The organism is Geobacillus sp. 47C-IIb (assembly GCF_014679705.1).
GTDB classification, from domain to species: domain Bacteria; phylum Bacillota; class Bacilli; order Bacillales; family Anoxybacillaceae; genus Geobacillus; species Geobacillus thermodenitrificans.
Map to the genome: position 1 here is coordinate 1,865,402 of NZ_CP061473.1, position 21,369 is coordinate 1,886,770.

General features: G+C 47.7%; 19 protein-coding genes and 1 pseudogene. 8 read left to right on the forward strand and 12 right to left on the reverse strand.

Going from position 1 to position 21,369, the window contains the following annotated elements; translation table 11 throughout:
- Positions 1 to 32 precede the first annotated feature (32 nt).
- Positions 33 to 1,490, reverse strand: coding sequence for a sodium/proline symporter PutP (gene putP / locus IC804_RS09460; protein WP_008880775.1), 1,458 nt, complete (start codon positions 1,488 to 1,490; stop codon positions 33 to 35).
- A 409-nt stretch (positions 1,491 to 1,899) separates the two neighbouring features.
- Between putP and IC804_RS09465 the strand changes: the two genes are divergently transcribed.
- From IC804_RS09465 to IC804_RS09475, 3 genes are all read left to right on the forward strand, one after another.
- Positions 1,900 to 2,721: a basic amino acid ABC transporter substrate-binding protein gene (locus IC804_RS09465; RefSeq protein WP_008880776.1), complete on the forward strand. Its 822-nt coding sequence runs from the start codon at positions 1,900 to 1,902 to the stop codon at positions 2,719 to 2,721.
- A gap of 70 nt (positions 2,722 to 2,791) precedes the next feature.
- The gene (locus IC804_RS09470; protein ID WP_008880777.1) at positions 2,792 to 3,448 is read left to right on the forward strand and encodes an amino acid ABC transporter permease; all 657 of its coding nucleotides are present in this window, start codon (positions 2,792 to 2,794) and stop codon (positions 3,446 to 3,448) included.
- The gene (locus IC804_RS09475; RefSeq protein ID WP_011888433.1) at positions 3,445 to 4,167 is read left to right on the forward strand and encodes an amino acid ABC transporter ATP-binding protein; all 723 of its coding nucleotides are present in this window, start codon (positions 3,445 to 3,447) and stop codon (positions 4,165 to 4,167) included. The genes IC804_RS09470 and IC804_RS09475 overlap by 4 nt, the downstream gene beginning before the upstream one ends.
- Before the next feature lie 193 nt (positions 4,168 to 4,360).
- Here the strand turns inward: IC804_RS09475 and qoxD are convergent, their stop codons facing one another.
- The 5 genes from qoxD to IC804_RS09500 form a co-directional block, all read right to left on the reverse strand.
- Positions 4,361 to 4,660, reverse strand: a complete 300-nt coding sequence (gene qoxD, locus IC804_RS09480; RefSeq protein WP_008880780.1) for a cytochrome aa3 quinol oxidase subunit IV — start codon at positions 4,658 to 4,660, stop codon at positions 4,361 to 4,363.
- Between the two features lies 1 nt (position 4,661).
- On the reverse strand, positions 4,662 to 5,276 hold the full coding sequence (gene qoxC / locus IC804_RS09485) for a cytochrome aa3 quinol oxidase subunit III (RefSeq protein ID WP_011888435.1): 615 nt from the start codon (positions 5,274 to 5,276) through the stop codon (positions 4,662 to 4,664).
- A 3-nt stretch (positions 5,277 to 5,279) separates the two neighbouring features.
- The gene (gene qoxB, locus IC804_RS09490; protein WP_060476334.1) at positions 5,280 to 7,226 is read right to left on the reverse strand and encodes a cytochrome aa3 quinol oxidase subunit I; all 1,947 of its coding nucleotides are present in this window, start codon (positions 7,224 to 7,226) and stop codon (positions 5,280 to 5,282) included.
- 17 nt (positions 7,227 to 7,243) lie between these two features.
- Positions 7,244 to 8,152, reverse strand: coding sequence for a cytochrome aa3 quinol oxidase subunit II (gene qoxA / locus IC804_RS09495; RefSeq protein WP_011888437.1), 909 nt, complete (start codon positions 8,150 to 8,152; stop codon positions 7,244 to 7,246).
- Positions 8,153 to 8,425: 273 nt separating this feature from the next.
- Positions 8,426 to 9,148, reverse strand: coding sequence for a TrmH family RNA methyltransferase (locus tag IC804_RS09500; protein WP_081157506.1), 723 nt, complete (start codon positions 9,146 to 9,148; stop codon positions 8,426 to 8,428).
- A gap of 233 nt (positions 9,149 to 9,381) precedes the next feature.
- Between IC804_RS09500 and IC804_RS09505 the strand changes: the two genes are divergently transcribed.
- Positions 9,382 to 10,770, forward strand: coding sequence for an amino acid permease (locus tag IC804_RS09505; RefSeq protein ID WP_008880787.1), 1,389 nt, complete (start codon positions 9,382 to 9,384; stop codon positions 10,768 to 10,770).
- Positions 10,771 to 10,874: 104 nt separating this feature from the next.
- Here IC804_RS09505 and IC804_RS19035 read toward each other — a convergent pair whose 3' ends face one another.
- From IC804_RS19035 to IC804_RS09515, 4 genes and pseudogenes are all read right to left on the reverse strand, one after another.
- Positions 10,875 to 10,946 (reverse strand): hypothetical protein, encoded by a 72-nt coding sequence (locus tag IC804_RS19035; RefSeq protein WP_366664336.1) that lies wholly within the window; start codon positions 10,944 to 10,946, stop codon positions 10,875 to 10,877.
- The gene (locus IC804_RS18865; protein ID WP_233129498.1) at positions 10,916 to 11,194 is read right to left on the reverse strand and encodes a hypothetical protein; all 279 of its coding nucleotides are present in this window, start codon (positions 11,192 to 11,194) and stop codon (positions 10,916 to 10,918) included. The genes IC804_RS19035 and IC804_RS18865 overlap by 31 nt, the downstream gene beginning before the upstream one ends.
- Positions 11,195 to 11,221: 27 nt before the next feature.
- Positions 11,222 to 11,284: pseudogene (locus IC804_RS19040) on the reverse strand (hypothetical protein); the annotation flags it as partial.
- Between the two features lie 597 nt (positions 11,285 to 11,881).
- Positions 11,882 to 13,267, reverse strand: a complete 1,386-nt coding sequence (locus IC804_RS09515) for a putative DNA binding domain-containing protein (protein ID WP_029761090.1) — start codon at positions 13,265 to 13,267, stop codon at positions 11,882 to 11,884.
- Between the two features lie 184 nt (positions 13,268 to 13,451).
- Between IC804_RS09515 and IC804_RS09520 the strand changes: the two genes are divergently transcribed.
- Positions 13,452 to 14,978 (forward strand): FAD-dependent oxidoreductase, encoded by a 1,527-nt coding sequence (locus IC804_RS09520; protein ID WP_081157507.1) that lies wholly within the window; start codon positions 13,452 to 13,454, stop codon positions 14,976 to 14,978.
- Positions 14,979 to 15,147: 169 nt separating this feature from the next.
- Positions 15,148 to 16,110: a mannose-6-phosphate isomerase, class I gene (gene manA, locus IC804_RS09525; RefSeq protein WP_011888441.1), complete on the forward strand. Its 963-nt coding sequence runs from the start codon at positions 15,148 to 15,150 to the stop codon at positions 16,108 to 16,110.
- Positions 16,111 to 16,270: 160 nt separating this feature from the next.
- Here manA and IC804_RS09530 read toward each other — a convergent pair whose 3' ends face one another.
- Complete coding sequence (locus tag IC804_RS09530; protein ID WP_008880791.1) at positions 16,271 to 17,425, reverse strand: glycerate kinase; 1,155 nt, start codon at positions 17,423 to 17,425, stop codon at positions 16,271 to 16,273.
- 618 nt (positions 17,426 to 18,043) lie between these two features.
- Between IC804_RS09530 and IC804_RS09535 the strand changes: the two genes are divergently transcribed.
- Positions 18,044 to 19,282: a GGDEF domain-containing protein gene (locus IC804_RS09535; protein WP_008880792.1), complete on the forward strand. Its 1,239-nt coding sequence runs from the start codon at positions 18,044 to 18,046 to the stop codon at positions 19,280 to 19,282.
- 329 nt (positions 19,283 to 19,611) lie between these two features.
- Here the strand turns inward: IC804_RS09535 and IC804_RS09540 are convergent, their stop codons facing one another.
- Positions 19,612 to 20,001, reverse strand: a complete 390-nt coding sequence (locus IC804_RS09540; RefSeq protein WP_223812797.1) for a MarR family transcriptional regulator — start codon at positions 19,999 to 20,001, stop codon at positions 19,612 to 19,614.
- 195 nt (positions 20,002 to 20,196) lie between these two features.
- On the opposite strand from IC804_RS09540, the gene IC804_RS09545 reads away from it, so the two are divergent.
- Positions 20,197 to 21,366 carry an IS256 family transposase gene (locus IC804_RS09545; RefSeq protein WP_008880572.1) on the forward strand — a complete coding sequence of 390 codons (1,170 nt, stop codon included), beginning with the start codon at positions 20,197 to 20,199 and terminating at the stop codon, positions 21,364 to 21,366.
- The last annotated feature ends 3 nt before the right edge of the window (positions 21,367 to 21,369 follow it).

Here is a 21,369-nt window from a genome sequence, read left to right on the forward strand (position 1 = left end):
CCCTACGACAAAGGACACCCTGTTTGTCTTGCTTATGACAGCGACTGTTTAAACCGGTCAAATTGCTCGGCCACTTTCCCTTCCGGTGCCTTCGTCAGCAAGCTCACCACGACAATGGCAAGCAAGCTTGCGGCAAATCCCGGGATCATTTCATACAGCAGCCCTTTTAAGTAGTCTGATTGCGTCCAGAGGATGACTGTCATCGCTCCGGCGACCATGCCGGCGAACGCTCCCCATTTCGTCATTCGCCGCCAAAACAAGCTTAGCAAAATAACTGGACCAAATGACGCGCCAAACCCAGCCCACGCATAGCCGACCAAGTTTAAAATGGTGTCGTTTTTCGTGTATGCCAACGCGGTCGCGACAATGGCGACAACGAGCACCGACAGGCGGCCGACAAGGACAAGCTCCTTGTCTGAAGCCGAGCGGCGGAACAGCACTTTATACAAATCTTCAGTCAGCGAGCTGGACGTGACAAGCAGCTGTGAGGAAATCGTGCTCATGATCGCTGCCAAAATCGCCGCCAGCAAAAATCCCGTGATGATTGGATGGAACAAAATTTCACCAAGTTGGATAAACACCGTTTCCGGGTCATCGAGCTTCATGCCGCGTTGCGAAAAGTAAGCGATTCCAAAAAGACCTGTCAGCATCGCCCCAACGATTGAAAAAATCATCCAGCCCATGCCAATGCGACGGGCGCTTTTCATTTCTTTGACCGATTTAATGGCCATAAAACGGACGATAATGTGCGGTTGGCCAAAATAACCAAGCCCCCAGGCGAATAATGAAATAATCCCGAGAAAACTCGTTCCTTTCCACAGATCTAACAAAGCTGGATCAATATCGCGAATCGTCTCGATCGTATCAACCGGCCCACCTGTGTGAAACAGTGTCACAGCCGGGACAAGAATGAGAGCGATAAACATGATGGTCCCTTGTACAAAGTCCGTCCAGCTGACCGCCAAAAAGCCGCCGAACAACGTATAAGCAACGACAACACCGCCGACGATCCATAACCCCGTATGGTAGCTGACCCCAAACGAGTTCTCAAACAACACACCACCTGAGACAAGACCGGATGAAACGTAAAACGTGAAAAAGATCATAATGACAATCCCAGACACCATCCGCAACAATTTCGTCGTATCGCTGAAGCGATTTTCTAAAAATTCCGGAATCGTAATCGAGTCGTTCGCTACTTCTGTATAAACACGCAGCCGCGGCGCAACATACAGCCAGTTCGCATAAGCGCCTAGCGTCAGCCCGATGGCAATCCAAGCGGCGCTCACCCCGTCAAGATACATCGCTCCTGGCAACCCCATCAACAGCCAGCCACTCATATCGGAAGCCCCAGCGCTCAACGCGGTGACCGCTGGTCCGAGCGTCCGACCGCCGAGCACATAATCGGACAAATTGGACGTCCGTTTATACGCCCAATAACCGATCCAAAGCATGCCAACTAAATAAACAATGACGGAAAATAAAACCATGAAGGCTCTCCTTCCTTTGCTGTCTTGTCATCACTTTCATCATAACGAAATCGATAGTATTTACACAATAGTATTTATTTTTTTCCATATCGCTATAGTAAACGAATTCACAAAACCTTTGCCAATCCCTATCCCTTTCTGCTATAATATTTTGTAAATTCAAATAAATCATTTGTACTTTTCTCTATTACAAAAACTATTTCATAAAAATGCATGTAAAATTATATTCCCCATATAAATTCCAGTTAATGCAGAGAAAAACATTGGAAAAATGCGCATTTTCCCTTTTTGTAACCAAGTACCAAAATGTTCAAACAATTATTTTTATAAAACCTATTGCATAATCACAAAAATATTGATAGTATGATAATCGTTCATCGACAATGATTCCAAAGGGGGATTTTCTAGGATGTTAAGATTGAAGAAAGGATTCATCGTGGCTGTCGTTGCTGCGTTGTTTATGGCGCTCGCCGCTTGCGGCAAGTCGACAGAAACAACCTCTTCGTCAGGCAGTGAGAAAGAAACGAAACAAAAAATCACTGTCGGAACAGACGCTGCGTTTGCTCCGTTTGAGTATATGGAAAAAGGGAAAGTCGTTGGTTTTGATGCTGACCTTCTCGATGCGGTCATGAAAGAAGCCGGCTTGGACTATGAGTTGAAAAACATCGGCTGGGATCCGCTGTTCGCTTCGCTGCAAAGCAAAGAAATCGACATGGGCATTTCCGGTATTACTATCACGGATAAGCGGAAACAATCGTATGATTTCTCAGCTCCGTACTTTGAAGCAACCCAAGTGATCTTAGTGAAAGAAGGCAGCCCAGTGAAAAACGCCCTCGACTTAAAAGGGAAAACGATCGGTGTCCAAAACGCGACCACTGGTCAAGAAGCTGCTGAAAAGCTGTTTGGCAAAGGTGAGCATATTAAAAAGTTCGAAACAAGTGTTGTTGCCATTATGGAGATGTTAAACGGCGGTGTTGATGCCGTGATCACCGATAACGCAGTAGCGAACGAATATGTGAAAAACAATCCGGACAAAAAATTGCAAGTCATTGAAGATCCGGACAACTTCACTTCGGAATATTACGGTATCATCTTCCCGAAAGATAGCGACTTGAAAGCAAAAGTGGATGAAGCGTTAAAGAACATCATTGAAAACGGTAAATATACAGAAGTTTACAAAAAATGGTTTGGCATAGAACCGAATATTGAAAATTTAAAGCAACAACAATAAGCGCACGAACAAAGGAAAATGCGTAACTGCTAGCAAGTTACGCATTTTTCTTAAGAGAAAGGTGAGATTGATGGATTTTCGTTTTGATATTATTGTTGAATACGCTCCTTACTTTTGGAAAGGGCTGCTCGTAACGATCGGCGTATCATTAGCCGGCATCGTGTTCGGCCTCATCCTCGGCCTGTTCATCGGCCTTGGGAAAATGTCCAGGCACCCACTCATCCGCCTGCCGTTCACATGGTACATTAACTTTTTCCGCGGCACGCCACTTGTCGTGCAAATTTTGCTCGTCCATTTTGGTGCCATGCCGCTTTTGCTTGCAGAACCGAACGCCCTCGTTTCCTTAGTCGTCTCACTGTCACTGAACTCCGCCGCCTATGTCGCGGAAATTTTCCGCGCCGGTATCCAATCCATCGACAAAGGGCAAATGGAAGCGGCTCGCTCGCTTGGGATGACGCACGCGCAAGCGATGCGATACATTATTTTGCCGCAGGCGTTAAAGCGGATGATTCCGCCGTTTGCGAACGAGTTTATCGTCTTGATTAAAGATTCGTCGCTCGGGATGATTATCGCCGCCCCGGAAATTATGTACTGGGGAAAAGCGGCCGCTGGTGAGTATTACCGCGTCTGGGAGCCGTATTTAACCGTTGCATTTATCTATTTAATTTTGACGCTCTCCTTAAGCAAACTGTCACATTATCTTGAAAGGAAGTATTCGACCCAATGATCGATGTACGCCAATTAAAAAAATCGTTCGGTTCACTCCAAGTGTTAAAAGGAATCGACGCGCATATTCACGAAGGGGAAGTTGTCGTCGTCATCGGCCCATCGGGATCGGGGAAATCGACGTTTTTGCGTTGTTTAAACTTGCTTGAGGATTTCGATGAAGGTGAGATTATCATTGACGGCATCAATTTGAAGGCGAAAGACACCAATTTAAATAAAGTGCGCGAGGAAGTCGGCATGGTGTTTCAACGCTTTAACTTGTTCCCTCACATGACGGTGCTCAACAACATTACACTCGCGCCGATGAAAGTGCGCAAATGGCCGCGCGAAAAAGCGGAAGCAAAAGCGATGGAACTGCTCGCCAAAGTCGGTTTGCAAGACAAAGCCAATGTCTATCCGGATTCCCTCTCCGGTGGGCAGGCGCAGCGCGTTGCCATCGCCCGGGCATTGGCCATGGAACCGAAAATCATGCTCTTTGACGAACCGACGTCAGCCCTTGACCCAGAAATGGTCGGCGAAGTGCTTTCCGTCATGAAGCAGCTCGCCAATGAGGGGATGACGATGGTCATTGTCACCCATGAGATGGGCTTTGCCCGCGAGGTCGGTGACCGCGTCTTATTTATGGACGGCGGCTACATCGTCGAAGAAGGAAAACCGGGAGACTTGTTCGACCGCCCGCAGCACGAGCGGACAAAAGCGTTTTTGTCAAAAGTATTGTAAAAGGCGTCTTGCCATTTGGGGCAAGACGCCTTTTCTATGGTGAAATTTCTCCCTTTCACACCGCCTTCCTGGAAAGTTAAGCAAAAATGATTGTTTCTCCCTTTTGGGGCGGTTTTTGAGGCTAAGGTTTGCAAGATTTTTTAAGCTGGCCGCATTGACGATGACACCACCGGGTCTCTAGGCCAATCTTGCTTTACAATACAAATTGCATGACCCAAACCGAACCGGCCACAACAACGACAGCGATGAAAAAGCTGTACACCATGTTGAACGTTTGCACTTTGCCGCTGTCGCTTTCCGCTACATGCATGAACATAAATAGTTGCAAGCTTGCTTGAATCATCGCAAACAAAACAATGACGACGATGACTGCCTTAAGCGGCAGCCCGGACGAGAGCGCCACCCACAGTGCCGCAAACGTTAAGAGGAGCGAAAGAACAAAACCGATTAGATGTTTCCATGGAAATGATTCATGATGGCCGTTCGTACCCATGTTACACCACCATCCCTAACAAATAAACGAGCGTGAAAATAAAAATCCAAACAACGTCTAAAAAGTGCCAATACAAGCTGACGATAAACACTTTTCTTGCTGTTTTTACTGTCAACCCGCGCTGGAGTAACTGGATGATGATGAAAATCATCCAGCCGATCCCTAAACTGACGTGAGCGCCGTGCGTGCCGACAAGGACGAAAAAGCTTGATAAAAAGGCGCTTGTCTGCATCGTCGCCCCTTCATGGACATAATGAATAAACTCGCGAACTTCAAATGTAATAAACCCAATCCCAAGCAAAAGCGTAACAAGCAGCCAAGCGAGAAGCCCAGCAAGCCGGCCGCGGCGCATTTCAAAAATGGCCAACCCGCACGTGAAACTACTCGTCAACAATAACAACGTTTCAATCAATACGTCTTTTACTTGGAACAATTCCTGCGCTGTCGGTCCGGAGCCGGTTCGCTGGAATAAGACAAGGTAAGTCGCAAACAAGGTCGCAAATAAGACGACTTCTGCCCCTAAAAAAATCCAAAATCCTAAAATGTTGAGCCGATTTTCCTCTGTCCGATACTCAAGCGGCATCGTTTCATCATAACGATGTACTGCTTCTCCCATTCGTCACGCCCCCTTTCGCGCCGCTCGCTCAGTCCGTTTAATTTCATCGACGCCAATATGATAGCCGTCATCATTTTCAAACGAGCGGAGAATGAGCCCGAGCACAATGAACAACGCACCGGCAATCGCTAATGCAAACCATTTGAACACAAGACCAAACCCTGCGACAAAGAATGCGACCGAGATCCAAAACGGACGCCCCGAATTGCTTGGCATATGGATCGGCTTCAATTCCTCCTCTTTCACTTGGAAACCGCCTTGTTTTTTCTTCATTACCCAGTACGCATCCAAATCGTCAACAACCGGAGTGACCGGGAAATTGTAGTGCACCGGTGGCGACGCAGTCGCCCACTCAAGCGTCCGTCCATTCCACGGGTCGCCGGTCATGTCACGTTCGCCATAGCGAGCGCTGTAATAAATGTTATAGCAAAGTACAATAAATCCGATTCCCATCAGCACCGCCCCAACGGTCGCAACGACGTTGAGCGGCGTCCAGCCGAGACCGTCCGAATATGTGTACATGCGGCGCGTCATTCCCATAAGTCCGAGGAAATACATCGGGAAGAAACAGACGTTAAAGCCGATCATAAATAGCCAAAACGTCCATTTGCCGAGCCGCTCGTTTAACATATGGCCGAACATCTTCGGATACCAGTAATGCAAGCCGGCAAAGCAGGCAAACACCACACCCGCGATTAACACATAATGGAAGTGGGCAATCAAGAAATAGCTGTTATGATATTGGTAATCAGCCGCTGCCATCGCCAGCATAACGCCCGTCACACCGCCGATGACAAAGTTCGGAATGAATGCCAGCGACCAAAGCATCGCCGTCGTAAAACGGATTTTCCCTTTCCGGAGCGTAAACAACCAGTTGAAAATTTTTACCCCGGTTGGGATGGCAACAGCCATCGTCGTAATCGAGAATACCGAGTTAACCGCTGGTCCGGCGCCCATCGTAAAGAAATGGTGCACCCAAACAATAAAGCTTAAAAAGGCGATACCGACGATCGAGTAAACCATCGCTTTATAGCCAAACAGCCGTTTCTGCGCAAACGTACTGACGATTTCCGAGAAAATGCCGAACGCTGGCAAAATCACAATATATACTTCCGGATGTCCCCAAATCCAGAACAAGTTCGCCCACAGCATCGACATACCGCCATTCGCCATCGTGAAAAACTGTGTATCAAATAAGCGGTCGAACGTCATTAACGCCAACGCAACTGTCAACACTGGGAAAGCGAACACAATCAAAACGCACGTAATGAGAATCGTCCACGTAAACATTGGCATGCGCATCAACGTCATGCCTGGCGCGCGCATTTTCAAAATCGTCACAAGGAAGTTGATTCCGGTCATTAACGTTCCGATCCCGGAAATTTGCAAGGAAACAGCGTAATAGTTGTTGCCGACGCCAGGGCTGAACTCATTGCCAGCGAGCGGAAAGTACGCCGTCCAACCAGCATCCGGCGAACCGCCAATGACAAACGAAATGTTAAACAACATTGCACCGAAGAAAAAGAGCCAAAAACTTAACGCATTCAAGTATGGAAACGCGACATCGCGCGCCCCGATTTGCAGCGGAACGACAATGTTCATCAAACCGATAATAAACGGCATCGCCATAAACAAAATCATAATCGTCCCGTGCGTAGTGAAAATTTCATTATAATGCTGGGCATCAAGAAAATTCATATTAGGAGCTGTCAACTGTGCCCGCATTAAAAGGGCATCGACGCCGCCGCGGAAGAGCATGAGCACCGCGCAAATAATGTACATGACGCCAATTTTTTTATGGTCGACAGTCGTAAGCCATTCATTCCAAATCCATTTCCACTTTTTAAAATACGTCAATACAAACACAATGCCGACCATCGTTAAGACGATCGCGACATCAGCCGCATAAATCAGCGGCTCACCCGTGACGAAAAACTCGCTCCATTTCATCGCCCGTTCCCCCCTTCTTATTCTCCGTGATGATGACTGTCTTTCGCCATGTCATGGTCTGGGTTGCCATGGTTACCTGCTGATTTCCTCTCGACATGATGGCTGTTTTGTTTCGCATGGTCAATCCATTCTAAATGCGTATTTGAGAACGTCATCCGCCCGACAAGTCCCGGTTCTAAAATTTTTGCATACTTGTTCTCATTGAGCTTCGGCGCCGTTTGTTTCACTTCGTTGACCCATTGCTTAAAGTCGTCTCCTTTTTGCGCGACGACTTCAAACTCCATATGGGTGAACTTTTCCCCGGAAAAGTTGGCGCTTCGCCCCATATATGACCCCGGTTTGTCAGCTTGTAAAATCAGCTCTGTCTCCATGCCGTCCATGGCGTATTTTTGTCCGCCTAACTCTGGCACCCAAAATGAGTTCATCGGTCCGACTGAAGTCAGCTTAAACCTGACCGGAACACCCGCTGGAATATGGACATAGTTGACCGTTTCAATGTTCTCTTCCGGATAACTGAAAATCCATTTCCAATTGGCTGCCGTAACATGAATCGTTATTGGTTTGACTTTATCGGTCGGCGGCTTCTCAAAGGCAAACGTCGCCTTCACCGTCGGAACAGCAAGCGCCGCAACAATCAAAACGGGAATCGCTGTCCAGACGATTTCAAGCAGCGTGTTTCCTTCTTCATCCGGCGGCTCGTAATCGGCGTTCTCCGGCTTCTCCCGATAACGAATGAGCACGACCGTAAATAAAGTAAAGACAACGACAATAATCAACAGCATAAAGCCGATTGACCACATAATTAAGTCGTACTGCGTTCGCGCCACCGGTCCTTGTGGGTTGAGCACTGCTGTACGCTCGACGCAACCACTAAGCAAAAAGAGGAGCGGCAAGACCGACAGCGCGCGCCATATCGCCCGTTTCATCACTGTATATCCTCCTTCGTCCGCCCCCACCATGTGAGGCGTGCCTTCTATGCATATTGTCTTAGTTTCTACCATATCAAAGTTAAAAATATTTGAAACTGACGGGTGTAAAAGTTCATAAATCGGCAAAACATTTGTCACGAACTGTTCAACCATTGTTCAAGAAATCGTCATCCATTTTCCCCGATTAGGGAAATATTGATCCGGAAGGGGATTCACACAAAAATATTCCATCAAAAAAAATAACCGGGTTCCCTTCTCAAAAGAACCCGGTTATTTTCCTATTGTTGGTACATATCCTTGCTGTTCCAATTGTTTGCGGATGCGCGGATGCAATGTCTGCCACATCCATTGTTCGTACAGTGTCTTTTTCTCTTCATGTGACAAATAATAGCGTCTCCCTACTTGGCGCCGCGCCCGCTCAGTGACATCATACAGCGTCAATGCCGCAGCAACAGAAATGTTAAAACTTTGGACAAAGCCGTACATCGGGATGACGAACGTCCCATCTGCCAAACGGAGCGCCTCTTCCGATACACCGCTATGTTCGTTGCCGAACAATAACACCGTCGGCTTAGAAACATTTACCTCGGAAAGCGGAATCGTCCCTTCGCCGAGATAGCTCGCATACACTTGATACCCTTGCCGTTTTAAGTCGCTGATGGCCGTTTTGATATCCGGTTGCCGATGAAGCGTCAGCCATTGGTCGGCATAACGCGTCACAAGCCGATTCGGCGAAAACGGCGCCCTCCCGGTGACAACATGGACATCTTGAATGCCAAACGCCTCCGCTGTTCGCAACACGGCGGCTTGGTTGTGCGGATCATCCACCGCTTCCATCAAGACAGTGATATAGCGGGTGCGCTCGTTCAACACGTCATACATCCGTTTTAGCCGCTTTGGCAAAATCATTTCCCAAATTAGACGCGTTTGCTCGGTGAGCAATCCTTCTTGCTGCAATTGTTCAAGAAATGCTTTCGCTTCCCGTTCCTCCATCATCATCACCTTCATTCCGTTCCGCTTATTTTGCGTTTCCCATTGTACAAAATATAAGGCAAGGAGGCAATTCCCCTATTTCAAATAATATTTTGATTATTCAATAAATAATATTTTGGAAATATTGTTCATTTACAAATCGTTGTCATATCGATTACTATTATATTGTAAGCGCTTTATGAAAATTTTTTCGCAAAATATTATTTATTATCAATTGCTAGGAGGAAAAATAGATGGAGCAAAAGCAGCCGCAATTGCATCGAGGATTGGAAGAACGCCACATTTCGCTCATGTCGCTCGGCGCAGCGATTGGCGTTGGCTTGTTCCTTGGTTCGGCATCCGCAATTGAAATGGCTGGGCCGGCGATTTTGCTTGGCTATGCGATCAGCGGTGCCATTATGTTTTTTATCATGCGAGCATTAGGTGAAATGGCGGTCGAACATCCGGTTGCCGGTTCGTTCAGCCGTTATGCGCATAACTATTTAGGGCCGCTCGCCGGTTATTTGACCGGTTGGAACTATTGGTTTTTATGGGTGGTCACATGTATCGCTGAGATTACAGCCGTTGGTATTTATATGCAGTTTTGGTTCCCTGATACACCACGTTGGGCATGGGCGCTCGCTGCCCTTGTACTCATGACGTCCATTAACTTCCTTGCCGTAAAAGCGTATGGGGAGTTTGAGTTTTGGTTTGCTTTGATCAAGATTGTCACGATCATCGCCATGATTGTCGTTGGCTTAGGAATGATTATATTCGGCATCGGCAACGGCGGTATCGCCACCGGTATTAGTAATCTTTGGAAACACGGCGGCTTTTTCCCGAACGGGATTAGCGGTGTGCTCATGTCGCTGCAAATGGTCGTGTTCGCCTATTTAGGCATCGAAATGATCGGTGTCACAGCAGGAGAAGTGAAAAATCCGCAAAAATCGTTGACAAAAGCCATTAATACTGTGTTTTGGCGTATTTTAATTTTCTACGTCGGTGCATTGTTCGTCATTATGTCCATTTACCCTTGGAATGAAATTGGTCAAAAAGGGAGCCCGTTTGTGTTGACATTTGAAAAAGTCGGCATTCATGCCGCCGCGGGTATCATTAACTTTGTCGTCTTGACGGCTGCCCTGTCGTCGTGCAACAGTGGTATTTTCAGCACGAGCCGGATGCTGTTTAACCTGTCCGAACAAAAAGAGGCGCCACAAGCATTTAGCCGTTTAACTAACCGCGGCATCCCTGGCACCGCTTTGATCGTCACCGCCCTTGCCATGCTGGTCGGCGTCTATTTGAACTACGTATCGGAAAAAGTGTTCCAATGGGTGACAAGTATCGCAACGTTCGGCGCTATTTGGACGTGGTCCATTATTTTGCTTTCCCAACTGAAGTTCCGTAAGCAGCTTAGCGCAGAACAAGTGAAACGACTAGCATTCAAAATGCCATTTTATCCGTACAGCTCTTATGTATCGCTTGCCTTCTTAATTGGTGTCATCATCTTAATGGCGTATTTCCCGGATACGCGCATCGCATTGATCGTCGGCCCAACGTGGTTGCTGTTGCTGACAGCGATCTACTTCATTAAAGGAATGCACCGCCGCGAACACCGCGAGCAAGAGAAAAAGCAAGCTGTATAATAAATGCAGTGACCCCTGTCAAGTAGACAGGAAGAAAAAAGCCCATTTAAACACCCTCAGTTCTGTATTCATACGGACTCAGGGTGTTTTATTTTTTGGAAACACTAATGGTTATAAAAATGAATATCGTTGTGTACGACCTCCTTCACCTCTTCGGCTGTGCGAAACGAGCGCAGATGGAAACCATCCGCCTTGAAATGGCGAAAAACGCTTTCCATGCAGGCATTGTCCAGAACAGTTTTCTTTCCTGGACATCCTGACCTTCCGTTTGTCCGTTAAAGATGAGATAAGTGATATCCGTCACCCATTTCTCGTTGGGGTTGGTCGCATGGAAATTTCTGTTCAGATGATTGCCTGAAATGGCATCGGATGCTTTCTTCCCGTAATAAGGCCGTTTCTTCTGAATGACGGCGCGAATGCCCATCTCCCTCATCAGCCTTTGCACCCGTTTATGATTGACACTCAGCTGGTATTTCCGTTTGAGCCAGACTTGGACTCCCCGATCCCCATAGATGTGCCTTTGAGCTCTTTATGACATTCCGCGATGTTTTTCTTCCAATGCTCGCCTTCCCGTTGCTTTCGAGAAGGGTGTTCCTATCGTTTGGCCCACTTGTCGTATCCACTTCGAGACACACCTGCGATCTCACATAACGGTTGAATCAAACCATGACGTCCGTCCATTTCATGAATGATAGCGAATTTCTTGTGAGCAGGTACGACTTCCGGCCCTCCTTTCACTCCTCTAAGAGTTTTTTTACATCTCTACTTCCGCTTCAAGACGCCTCGTTTCAGGATCTTCAAGGTATTTTCCTTCCCTTGTTGTGGGTCTCTTCGCTTTTCCTTTCCCCCTTAGATTCCTTCCCATTCATCCATCGACGCACCGTGGAATGAGCGACTCCCAACTCCTTAGCGATGATTTTGTAGCCCATGCCCTTGTTGAAATAGAAATCCACGACTTTCTTTTTAAACGCTAAATCATATGTTTCCCATAGAAAAATCCCCTCCATAGTAAACAGATTCGCGGGCTTTCTTTTTCTGTCTACTATAAGGGGATCATATCACGCTAAGGTACCCTTTTCCTTTTATTGCCGCGCATTGGTCACCAACATGATTATTTACCCGTCCCAATATAGGCTTGACGAGGATGGTTCGGTTGGTCAGGATATTTCAGACGAATTTTTCCTTCTTCTAATAGTTTTCCTAAATAGTTGTTGCGCAACCCGTCCGGTGTTCGTTCAAGCAGCGCCGCCAGCTCCTTCAGCCGCAGCGGCCGTTCGCAGCACAAGCGGACGATCATCTCTTCCATCACCGCCGGAGCCAACCGTTTTTTTTGACGCGCCAATTCCGCCATCTTCCATAATCGTTCATCGATCTTTCCCTCTTCCTCTCCTCCATCCGTATCATGAACATTCGCTTCGTTACTATCGGAGTTCGGTGAGTTAGTTACGGAGTTGGGTTCGTTATTTATGAACTTCGGCAGTTTATTTACGGAGTTTCCGATGTTTTTTACGGAGTCGCCACCGTTGTTTAAGGAGTTTGAGACATTATTCATGGAGTTTAGCTCGTTATTTATGGAGTTTGAGCTGGTATTTATGGAGTTGGGTTCGTTATTTACGAAGCTCTCCTCAATCCATCGATCATCTTGTTCCGTCCATTCTTGTTCAGTCTGTTGCAATGGTTCGTCTGTTTCTGTTTCAATCGTTGCGCCCGCCTCGGCTGGAAATAACAATGGGCATAACGTAACGATCGTACGATTAGGATTCGTTTGTTGCGAGATATCGACCGGTTGGACAAGCACCCGTTCTTGCATATCATGCATTCGTTTTAGACCGGATCCTGCCCGCTTGCATACGTCAATCAATAAAAACATTTTAAAGACGTTCGGATTGCGCAAATTGCTCATTTGTCCGGCCAACGCAGCCTCAACTGGGATGCGGAATCGACCGGGATTAGCAAAGCGAAATGCCCCGTCTTCTTTTTCGACAGTAATGCCTCCTTCTTCCCCATAATCGGCATGGACGAGCGCATTTACTAATGCCTCACCGAGAATACTGCGCCCTTCATCCGACCAAACGTGACGCTCCAGCTCAGCAAGCACGCGGAAATAAAAATCGTACACATTGCCGGACCATGTCCCGTCCTGCGAAGTGAACCGCTTCGTCCAACCCGTTTCCTTCGCATCGGCATACTCTCGGTACTCTAAAAAGTATTGCGGCAGCACCTCGGTAATGATCCGCTCCTCGCTGAACATCAACAGGCCAGCGAGTGTCAGCCCTTCTTTGCTGCTGTCGCGCAGCTTACCCCATGCACCAATTTTGTATAAAAATTCTTTTGTCTCAAGCCCGTTCCACGGATGGCCCGGCTTGACGCGGGCAAACCGCTCCCGGTAATGGCTGACCGTTTCAAAGTTGAGCTCGCTTAAGCTGTAATGCTCCAAAATCAAACTATCCGCCATCGTATTGGCGCGTTCATGGAACGAATTTGTATATTTATTCATTCCCAATCTTCCTTTAACATTATTTTTGCAAAACAGTCTTGTTTCTCCATTTCTATTGTATCATCTTTCATTCTCCTTGCGGACGATTGCCAAAAAAAGAAAGCGGTTGTGGATATGTGGAATAACAGGCCATGGCAAAGAGCAAACTACAGAAAACAATATTGGCATGCAAGGAGGCCTACGTATGTCATCCCTTCCTTCTATCGTTGAACCGTACTGGCGCGATTCTGTCTCACTTCCGTCTTTTCCGAAGCTTGATGGAGACATTTCCGTCGATGTCGTGGTCGTCGGTGGCGGCATTTCTGGCATTACAACCGCTTATTTGCTGGCGACGCAAGGAGCACGTGTTGCCCTTCTTGAAGCCGATCGGCTGCTCAACGGGACGACGGGCCACACGACGGCGAAAATTACCGCCCAGCATGATCTAGTATACGATGAGTTTCTCAACCATTTCGGCAAGGAGAAAGCGCGTCTTTATTATGACGCCTGCATGGATGCGCTTGGCTTCATTCGCCGCACGGTTGAACAGCATGAGATCGACTGCGACTTTTGCGAACAAGACGCCTACATTTATACGACATCTTCCTCTTCATTTCAAAAGTTAGTGAAAGAGTGGGAGGCATATGAGCGGCTCGGTATCGACGGCGCTTTCGTTGAGTCCATCCCGCTCCCGCTGCCGGTGAAAGCGGCGGTTGTGATGAAGCGACAAGCCCAGTTTCACCCGCTCAAATATTTAGTCAAACTTGTCGATGCCATGACAAAGGCAGGAGTCGCGATTTACGAATACACGCCGGTCGCCGACATCGAGCAAGGGAAGCGGCTGTCCGTCGTGACGCGCGACAAAAAGCGAGTGGAATGTGACCATGTCGCCGTCTGTTCCCACTTTCCGTTTTATGACGGCGGGTTTTACTTTTCCCGCATGTATGCTGAGCGGTCATACGTGTTAGGAGTGACGATTACTGAACCTTATCCTGGCGGTATGTATTTAAACGCCGATAACCCGAAGCGCTCGGTCCGTTCCGCCGCGGCGAACGGTGAGACACTTATTCTCATCGGCGGGGAAAACCATAAAACCGGCCAAGGGGTACCGACGATGCGACATTATGAGGCGCTTTCCTCGTTTGCCTCGCAGCTGTTTACGGTGAAAGACATCCGTTACCGCTGGTCGGCCCAAGACTTGACGACGCTTGATAAAATGCCATATATTGGACCAATGACAGCCGATGCGCCAAACATTTATGTCGCGACAGGATACCGGAAATGGGGGATGACAAACGGGACTACCGCAGGGATGTTGCTGTCTGACCTCATTCTCGGCCGCGACAATCAATATCGCGACTTGTACTCCCCGTCGCGTTTTTACGCTGACCCGAGTGTGAAGCAGTTTTTCACAACAAACCTTGATGTCGCCAAACATTTATTGGCTGGCAAAATCGAGCCGGCCATCCGCCGGCCGCAAGACTTGGCGCGCGGGGAGGGAGCGGTCGTCTCGGTCAATGGGAAACGAGCCGGCGCCTACAAAGACGAGAACGGGACACTTCATGTCGTCGACACGACGTGCACCCATATGGGCTGTGAACTTGAATGGAACAGCGGCGACCGGACGTGGGACTGTCCTTGCCATGGCTCGCGCTTTTCGATCGATGGTGACGTCGTCGAAGGCCCGGCGAAGCAGCCGTTGACACGTATTGAACTCGATGAATCGTCTTGATGTGCTACTTCCTGTGTATCTATACATGGGAGCGAAATGTTCTTTTTTCTTGATGAGGGGGATCGTATGTTCGTTCCCCCTCATCATTTTCGTTTGCCGACGGTGTATTTCATGGTAAGATGAAGACAGGATCACCGTAATTTTTACTGTTTTTGGGGGGGGGAACGATATGCATCAAGAACCGATTTTTCTCACTCCTGTCTTCCAAGAGCGCATTTGGGGCGGCACGAAGCTCGCCGAACGGTTCGGCTACGATATCCCGTCATCGCAAACAGGGGAATGTTGGGCTGTATCGGCCCATCCGCACGGACAGACGGTTGTCGCCCGCGGGCCGTTTCAAGGGATGACGCTTGGACAGCTATGGGAGGAGCGCCGCGACTTGTTCGGCAATTTTCCATCCGATCGCTTTCCGTTGCTGACGAAAATTTTAGACGCCAACGCCGATTTGTCCGTCCAAGTCCATCCGGATGACGACTATGCAAAAACAAACGAAGGCGGGGAGCTCGGTAAGACAGAATGTTGGTACATTATTGACTGCAAGCCGGGCGCCCAGTTAATTTACGGCCATTATGCCCAAACGAAGGAAGAGCTGCGCGCCATGATGGAGGCGGGAGAATGGGATCGTTTGCTGCGAAAAGTGCCAATCCATCCCGGCGACTTCTTCTATGTCCCGAGCGGCACGATTCACGCCCTCTGTGAGGGGACGCTTGTCCTCGAGACGCAGCAAAGCTCTGACACGACTTATCGCGTCTACGATTACGACCGCGTCGACAGCCAAGGCCGGAAGCGTGAGCTCCACTTAGAGAAAGCCATTGACGTCACCACTGTCCCGCATCGCGACACCGATGTCCAGCCCCATGTCGCCAACATACCTGGTGCAACCGTGACGACCTTTGTGGAGGGCGACTACTTTGGCGTCCAAAAATGGCATGTCCATGGAGAAGCCGAGTGGGAGCAGACGAAGCCATTTCTCATCGTCAGCATCCTTCAAGGAGAGGGCGAGCTTGTTCACGGCGAGCGTACATACCCGATCCGCCAAGGTGACCATTTTATTTTGCCGCACCAATTCGGCCGGTTTGCGATTCGTGGCACACTTGAAGCCATTGCCTCTTGGCCACGGACAAGCAAATAAACAAGAGAGGTGTCCCAAACAATAACGGGACACCTTTTTTCTATATACGTACGTCATGCAATATCCTTAGGGAAAAGGGATTTTTGGATATATCCCTCTATTTTAGAGTGCTCCTTCTTCTGAGAGCACGATTTCGCTAAAAAGTGACTCTCCCAAAACATCAAAGAGAAGATGTTTTTCCTATTTGTCCAAGGCGATACACAGAGGCAATATGTCGCGCGGTTTGCGTCACATAACGTTCTGCTTGCTCAAGCGCTTGCTCAAGCGGCACGACACCTGGGACAATCGTAAATAGCGCGTCAATGCCATGGTCCAACACAGCTGTGCTGTCGTCGCCTAGTGAGCCGGCGATGCCGATGACCGGGACGCCGAACCGCTTCGCTGTCTTGGCGACGCCAATCGGCGTTTTGCCAAATACCGTCTGTCCATCAATTCGCCCTTCGCCGGTGATGACGAGATCCGCCCCTTTGACGCGCTCCGCGAGCTGGACCGTTTCGATCACAATATCGACGCCACGCTTTAATTCAGCCGGAAGAAATGCGAGCAACCCTGCACCTAAGCCGCCGGCCGCGCCAGCGCCTGGGATGTCGCCCACTTGTTTGCCAAGTTCGCGTCTGATCATGTCGGCGTAATGGGCTAAGTTTCGGTCGAGGATTGCCACCATGTCCGGTGTCGCCCCTTTTTGCGGCCCGAAAATGGCAGATGCCCCTTTTGCGCCAGTCAACGGGTTATCAACGTCGCAAGCCACATCAATACGGACACTCTTGAGGCGTGGATCGAGCTCGGAAAGGTCAATCGCCTGCAAATCGGCGAGCGCCCCGCCGCCTGGCCCAATGTCGCGTCCGTCGCGATCTAAAAGCCGCCCGCCAAGCGCCTGCACCATGCCGGCGCCGCCGTCGTTTGTCGCGCTGCCGCCGAGGCCGATGATAAGATGGTTAGCGCCAGCGTCAAGCGCGGCGCGGATCAGTTCCCCTGTCCCTCGCGTCGTCGTCACTAACGGATTGCGCCGGTCGCGCGGGACAAGATGCAATCCTGAGGCGGCCGCCATCTCAATCACTGCTGTCTTCCCGTCGCCCAGCAAGCCGAAAAACGCCAAAACCGGCTCACCGAGCGGGCCGGTCACTTCGACTTCCACGATGCGGCCGCCGGTCGCGTCAACGAGTGACTGCACAGTTCCTTCTCCACCATCAGCCATCGGCACCTTCACGTATTCAGCTTCTGGAAACACCATCCGAAACCCGCGTTCGACCGCCTCAGCGACTTCAAGTGCTGAAAGGCTCTCTTTAAACGAATCTGGGGCAATAACAATTTTCATCTTTTTTCCTCCTCCAAATGATGAAACAAAGCGAAACACGCCAAAACAACAGCTTGAAACAACCGACTATGAAACTGGTCGGTGGCTCGCATGGCACAACGTTCAATCATTTTTTCTCTATCTGACCGTTTTTCACTACCCTTTTGGGAAATGCTCTTGCACGGCAAATAGTGAAAGACCGTCCCTAGAAACGCTCACATCGCGCTTTCTTTACAGACGGAAAACATCGATGTCTAACCCTGTCCCTTTCATTGCCCATATTATATACGAAAAAACCGATATCCAGCTATACCGTTTTTCAAGGAACGAATAGCGGCTTCAGGTATATATGATTCAATAGATGTCAAATTTTGTGGAAAAAAGGTGAAAATAAATGGAATTTTTTCTATTTTCAGAATTGGATATATAATACTATAATAGATTTAACGAGATGGCCGTTGGTTCTAATCGTGAATATACTAGTGCCGTAAAAACACCAGCTTCTAAATGGGCTATTCACCGTTTTTTAATGACGTATATTTTTGTTTAAGGCCACTGGCATATAGGTGGCCCTCCTTTTTTAGCATGGCTTCGCCAACGCCAAAGTCGTCAGAGGTCAGATCATAGGAGAGGGCTGAGATGTTACTCCGAGCACGACCGATTATTTTTGCTGTTTTTTTCGTTTCAATCGCCGTTGCCTTTGTGTCAAAGCCGATTTCCTTCGATCGTACGTATGTCATCGCCCTGCTATTTTACTGGCTGTTTTCTAGCTTATATTCTCACTTGCGCGTCGTCGACAAAACGAAAAACAATATCCCGGTTGATTACGGCATTAACTACAGCTTATCGTTCGCCTTATTTGCCGGCCCGCTCGGACTGTTTATTTTTGAAACATTATTTCGTCTCACTGAACATGTGACAAAAAAATATTTGAAAACAGCGGAGCCGGATGAATGGCTGCATACATTGTACAATATCGGTTCTTTTGTAACATTCAATTCACTGGCGTTTGCCTTATATAATCTCCTTCATCCGTGGTTTCAGTCTGTTCCGTTCATCGGCTTTTGGCTGCTTATGTTTCTACTCGTCATCATCGTTTCCTTTTTGACTGATTGCTGTCTCATCGTAATCTTTTACATAACCGGCGACATTCGCACAAAGCGTGAAGCACTGGATTTTATTAAGACAAGAAGCTGGATGGATATAGGAAAAACCGTACTGACAAATGGCCTGTTATTTCTCTTTTTGCAAGAACAGCGCTGGGATATGCTCTTGAGTTTGTTTTTGCTCAATTACTTCGTCAGCTGCTCATTCTTTTCCAAATCGCAAAGCATCCAGCATAAACTAGAACGCGATCAGTTTGAAAGAATGGCATATACCGATTTTCTGACCGGTGTTCATAACCGAGCCTACATGGACCAGACGATTGCCAAGTTAAATGGAACAGGGGAATGGATTGGCGTTGTCGTTGCTGATATCGACAATTTTAAAGCGATTAATGACACGTACAACCACGCCGTCGGCGATGAAGTCATTCGCCACTTTGCCTTGACATTGAAACAGTTTCTTAAAGAGGACGATTTTTTGTTCCGCAGCGGTGGGGAAGAGTTTACCATGTTTTTGCGCCATCGCACATTTGAAGAAAGTGTTCAGCTTGTCGAAAAGATGCGGGAAACTGTACGCCACAGCACGGTGTTGGTCGATGACGGAACGGCCAAACGTCCAATTGCTTACACATCATCATTCGGTCTCTACTTTTTCCAGACAGGAGGAACGACATCACTCGAAAAGGCATACGTCTATGCGGATCACTTATTGCTCCGTTCGAAAGAAAGCGGCAAAAATAAAATATCGGCCCAATGCGGGGGAGTTGCGTAGCGAAGCAACTCCCTTTTCGTTTTCTCCCGCCCAATGTTGTGAATGATGGGAAACAGACATCAACAACTACCTCGTCGCCATTGTCGAGAAGGTCAAGACTCAAGGGAGAAAAATAACTGATAGGTAGAGCGAGCAGCGGAAACACATCATTTTTGGCAACGATAGTAAGTATCTGTTTAATATCCCAAGTAATGGTGTCTCTATTTATGTGTATACAAATAACAAAGCACATCTACTTGTTTTTTCCACACGGAGGTCGAAAGTGGATCTCACCTCTATATCCAGCTTTACGAATAATTATGGTACAGTTCACAAAAATGCACAGAACATTATTTTTGTTTTATTTTCTTCGTTTCCCGCTTAAATACTTCAGTAGTTTTCCTAATATAATCATTTATTACTTCCATTTCTGCTGGACTATACTTAGATACAACCTTCCCTATTTCCTGTCCAAATGATTGGAAATATGGCCCTAATTCAGAGCCTATTTTTTCAAAATTTGCTTTAATAATCACCTTTCGCCTATCGTCTGGATCTCTATCCCTATATACAAAATTCTTCTTTTCAAGCCTGTCCACAACTGTTGTCACCATGCCCGTTGACAAGCCTGTTATTGATGCTATTTCCCCAGCGGTCAATCCTTCAAATGGGATGATTCCCAATACTTTATAATCTGTTAAATTCAACCCCACTCTTTCTGCTACCGTTTGATGAAACATAATTAAAGCCAAACTGAACTCTTTTCCCAAATTTATCGACCTTTGTTCATTTGATTGATTATTTATCGTTGACAAGTTCATTACCCCGATGATGTATAAAATTTTGTGTAAAGCATTTTGCTAGAACAAAGAAAAAAGGTAGGGTATTCTCTGATTTGGACCACAACACATTCCAGAGAAAGGAGTACCCTACCTATGTCTAAAAGAAGTATACCGAATGTCGACTGGGCAAATCAACTGGAAAATGCCATTCGTCAGTTTGTAAAAGAAAAATTAGAACTGATTATGCGGGAAGAAATCAAAAATTTCCTCGAAATCGAACAGGCTGGAACGCCGAATATGAGAAACGGCTACTATCAGCGAAATCTAGATACACAATATGGCCGGATTGAGGGTCTTTTGGTTCCAAGAGACCGAAACGGGGAATTTCAAACACAGTTGTTTGCCCCTTACCAACGGCACACGGGCTGGCTGGAGGAAGCAATCATTAGGATGTACCAAAGTGGCATGAGCACGCGTGAAATTGGCAAGTTTATCGAACGAATTCTAGGAAGCACCTATTCTCCTGCGACGATCAGCCGGATTACCGATGTCGTGAAGGAAGACATCGAGAAATGGCACGCTCGTCCACTACACCAGCGTTATTCGGTCTTATATTTGGACGGCTTGTACGTGAAACTTCGCCGGGATACGGTAGAGAAAGAAGTTATTTATGTGGTATTGGGGGTGAACGAAGAAGGGTATCGTGAAATTCTTGATTTCTTCGTAGGAGGACAAGAAAGCGCCTATGTATGGCAGGAGATTCTCCAACAGCTCTACAAAAGAGGCGTCAAGGAAGTGCTTCTTGGCGTCTTCGATGGCCTTCCGGGGTTGGAGGAAGCCTTTAAGGCGGTGTATCCGAAAGCCGATGTGCAGCGCTGTGTCGTGCACAAAGTCCGCAACACCCTCAGCCGTGTTCGGAAAAAAGATCAATTCGAAATGGCGGAGGACCTGAAACTCATTTATCGTTCTCCGAATAAAGAAATCGCATTGGAGATGTTTCAACAGTTTCAATCCAAATGGTCTCACAAATACCCAAGGGAAGTCCAATCTTGGGCAAATGAGTTGGATGTCCTTCTCACCTTTATGGACTATCCAAGCAGTATTCGAAGTGTGATTTATACGACCAATGCCATCGAACGAACGATCAAGGAGATTCGGAAACGCCTAAAACCGATGAACAGTTTGAGCAGTTTAGAAGCCGCTGAAAAAGTCGTATATTTGACGATACAGGACTTTAACGAGAAATGGGCAGGGCGAAAGTTGCGAGGATTTGCCGAAGCGCAAGAAGCCCTTCAACGAATGTTTGAAGAACGTTATTGTTAACCA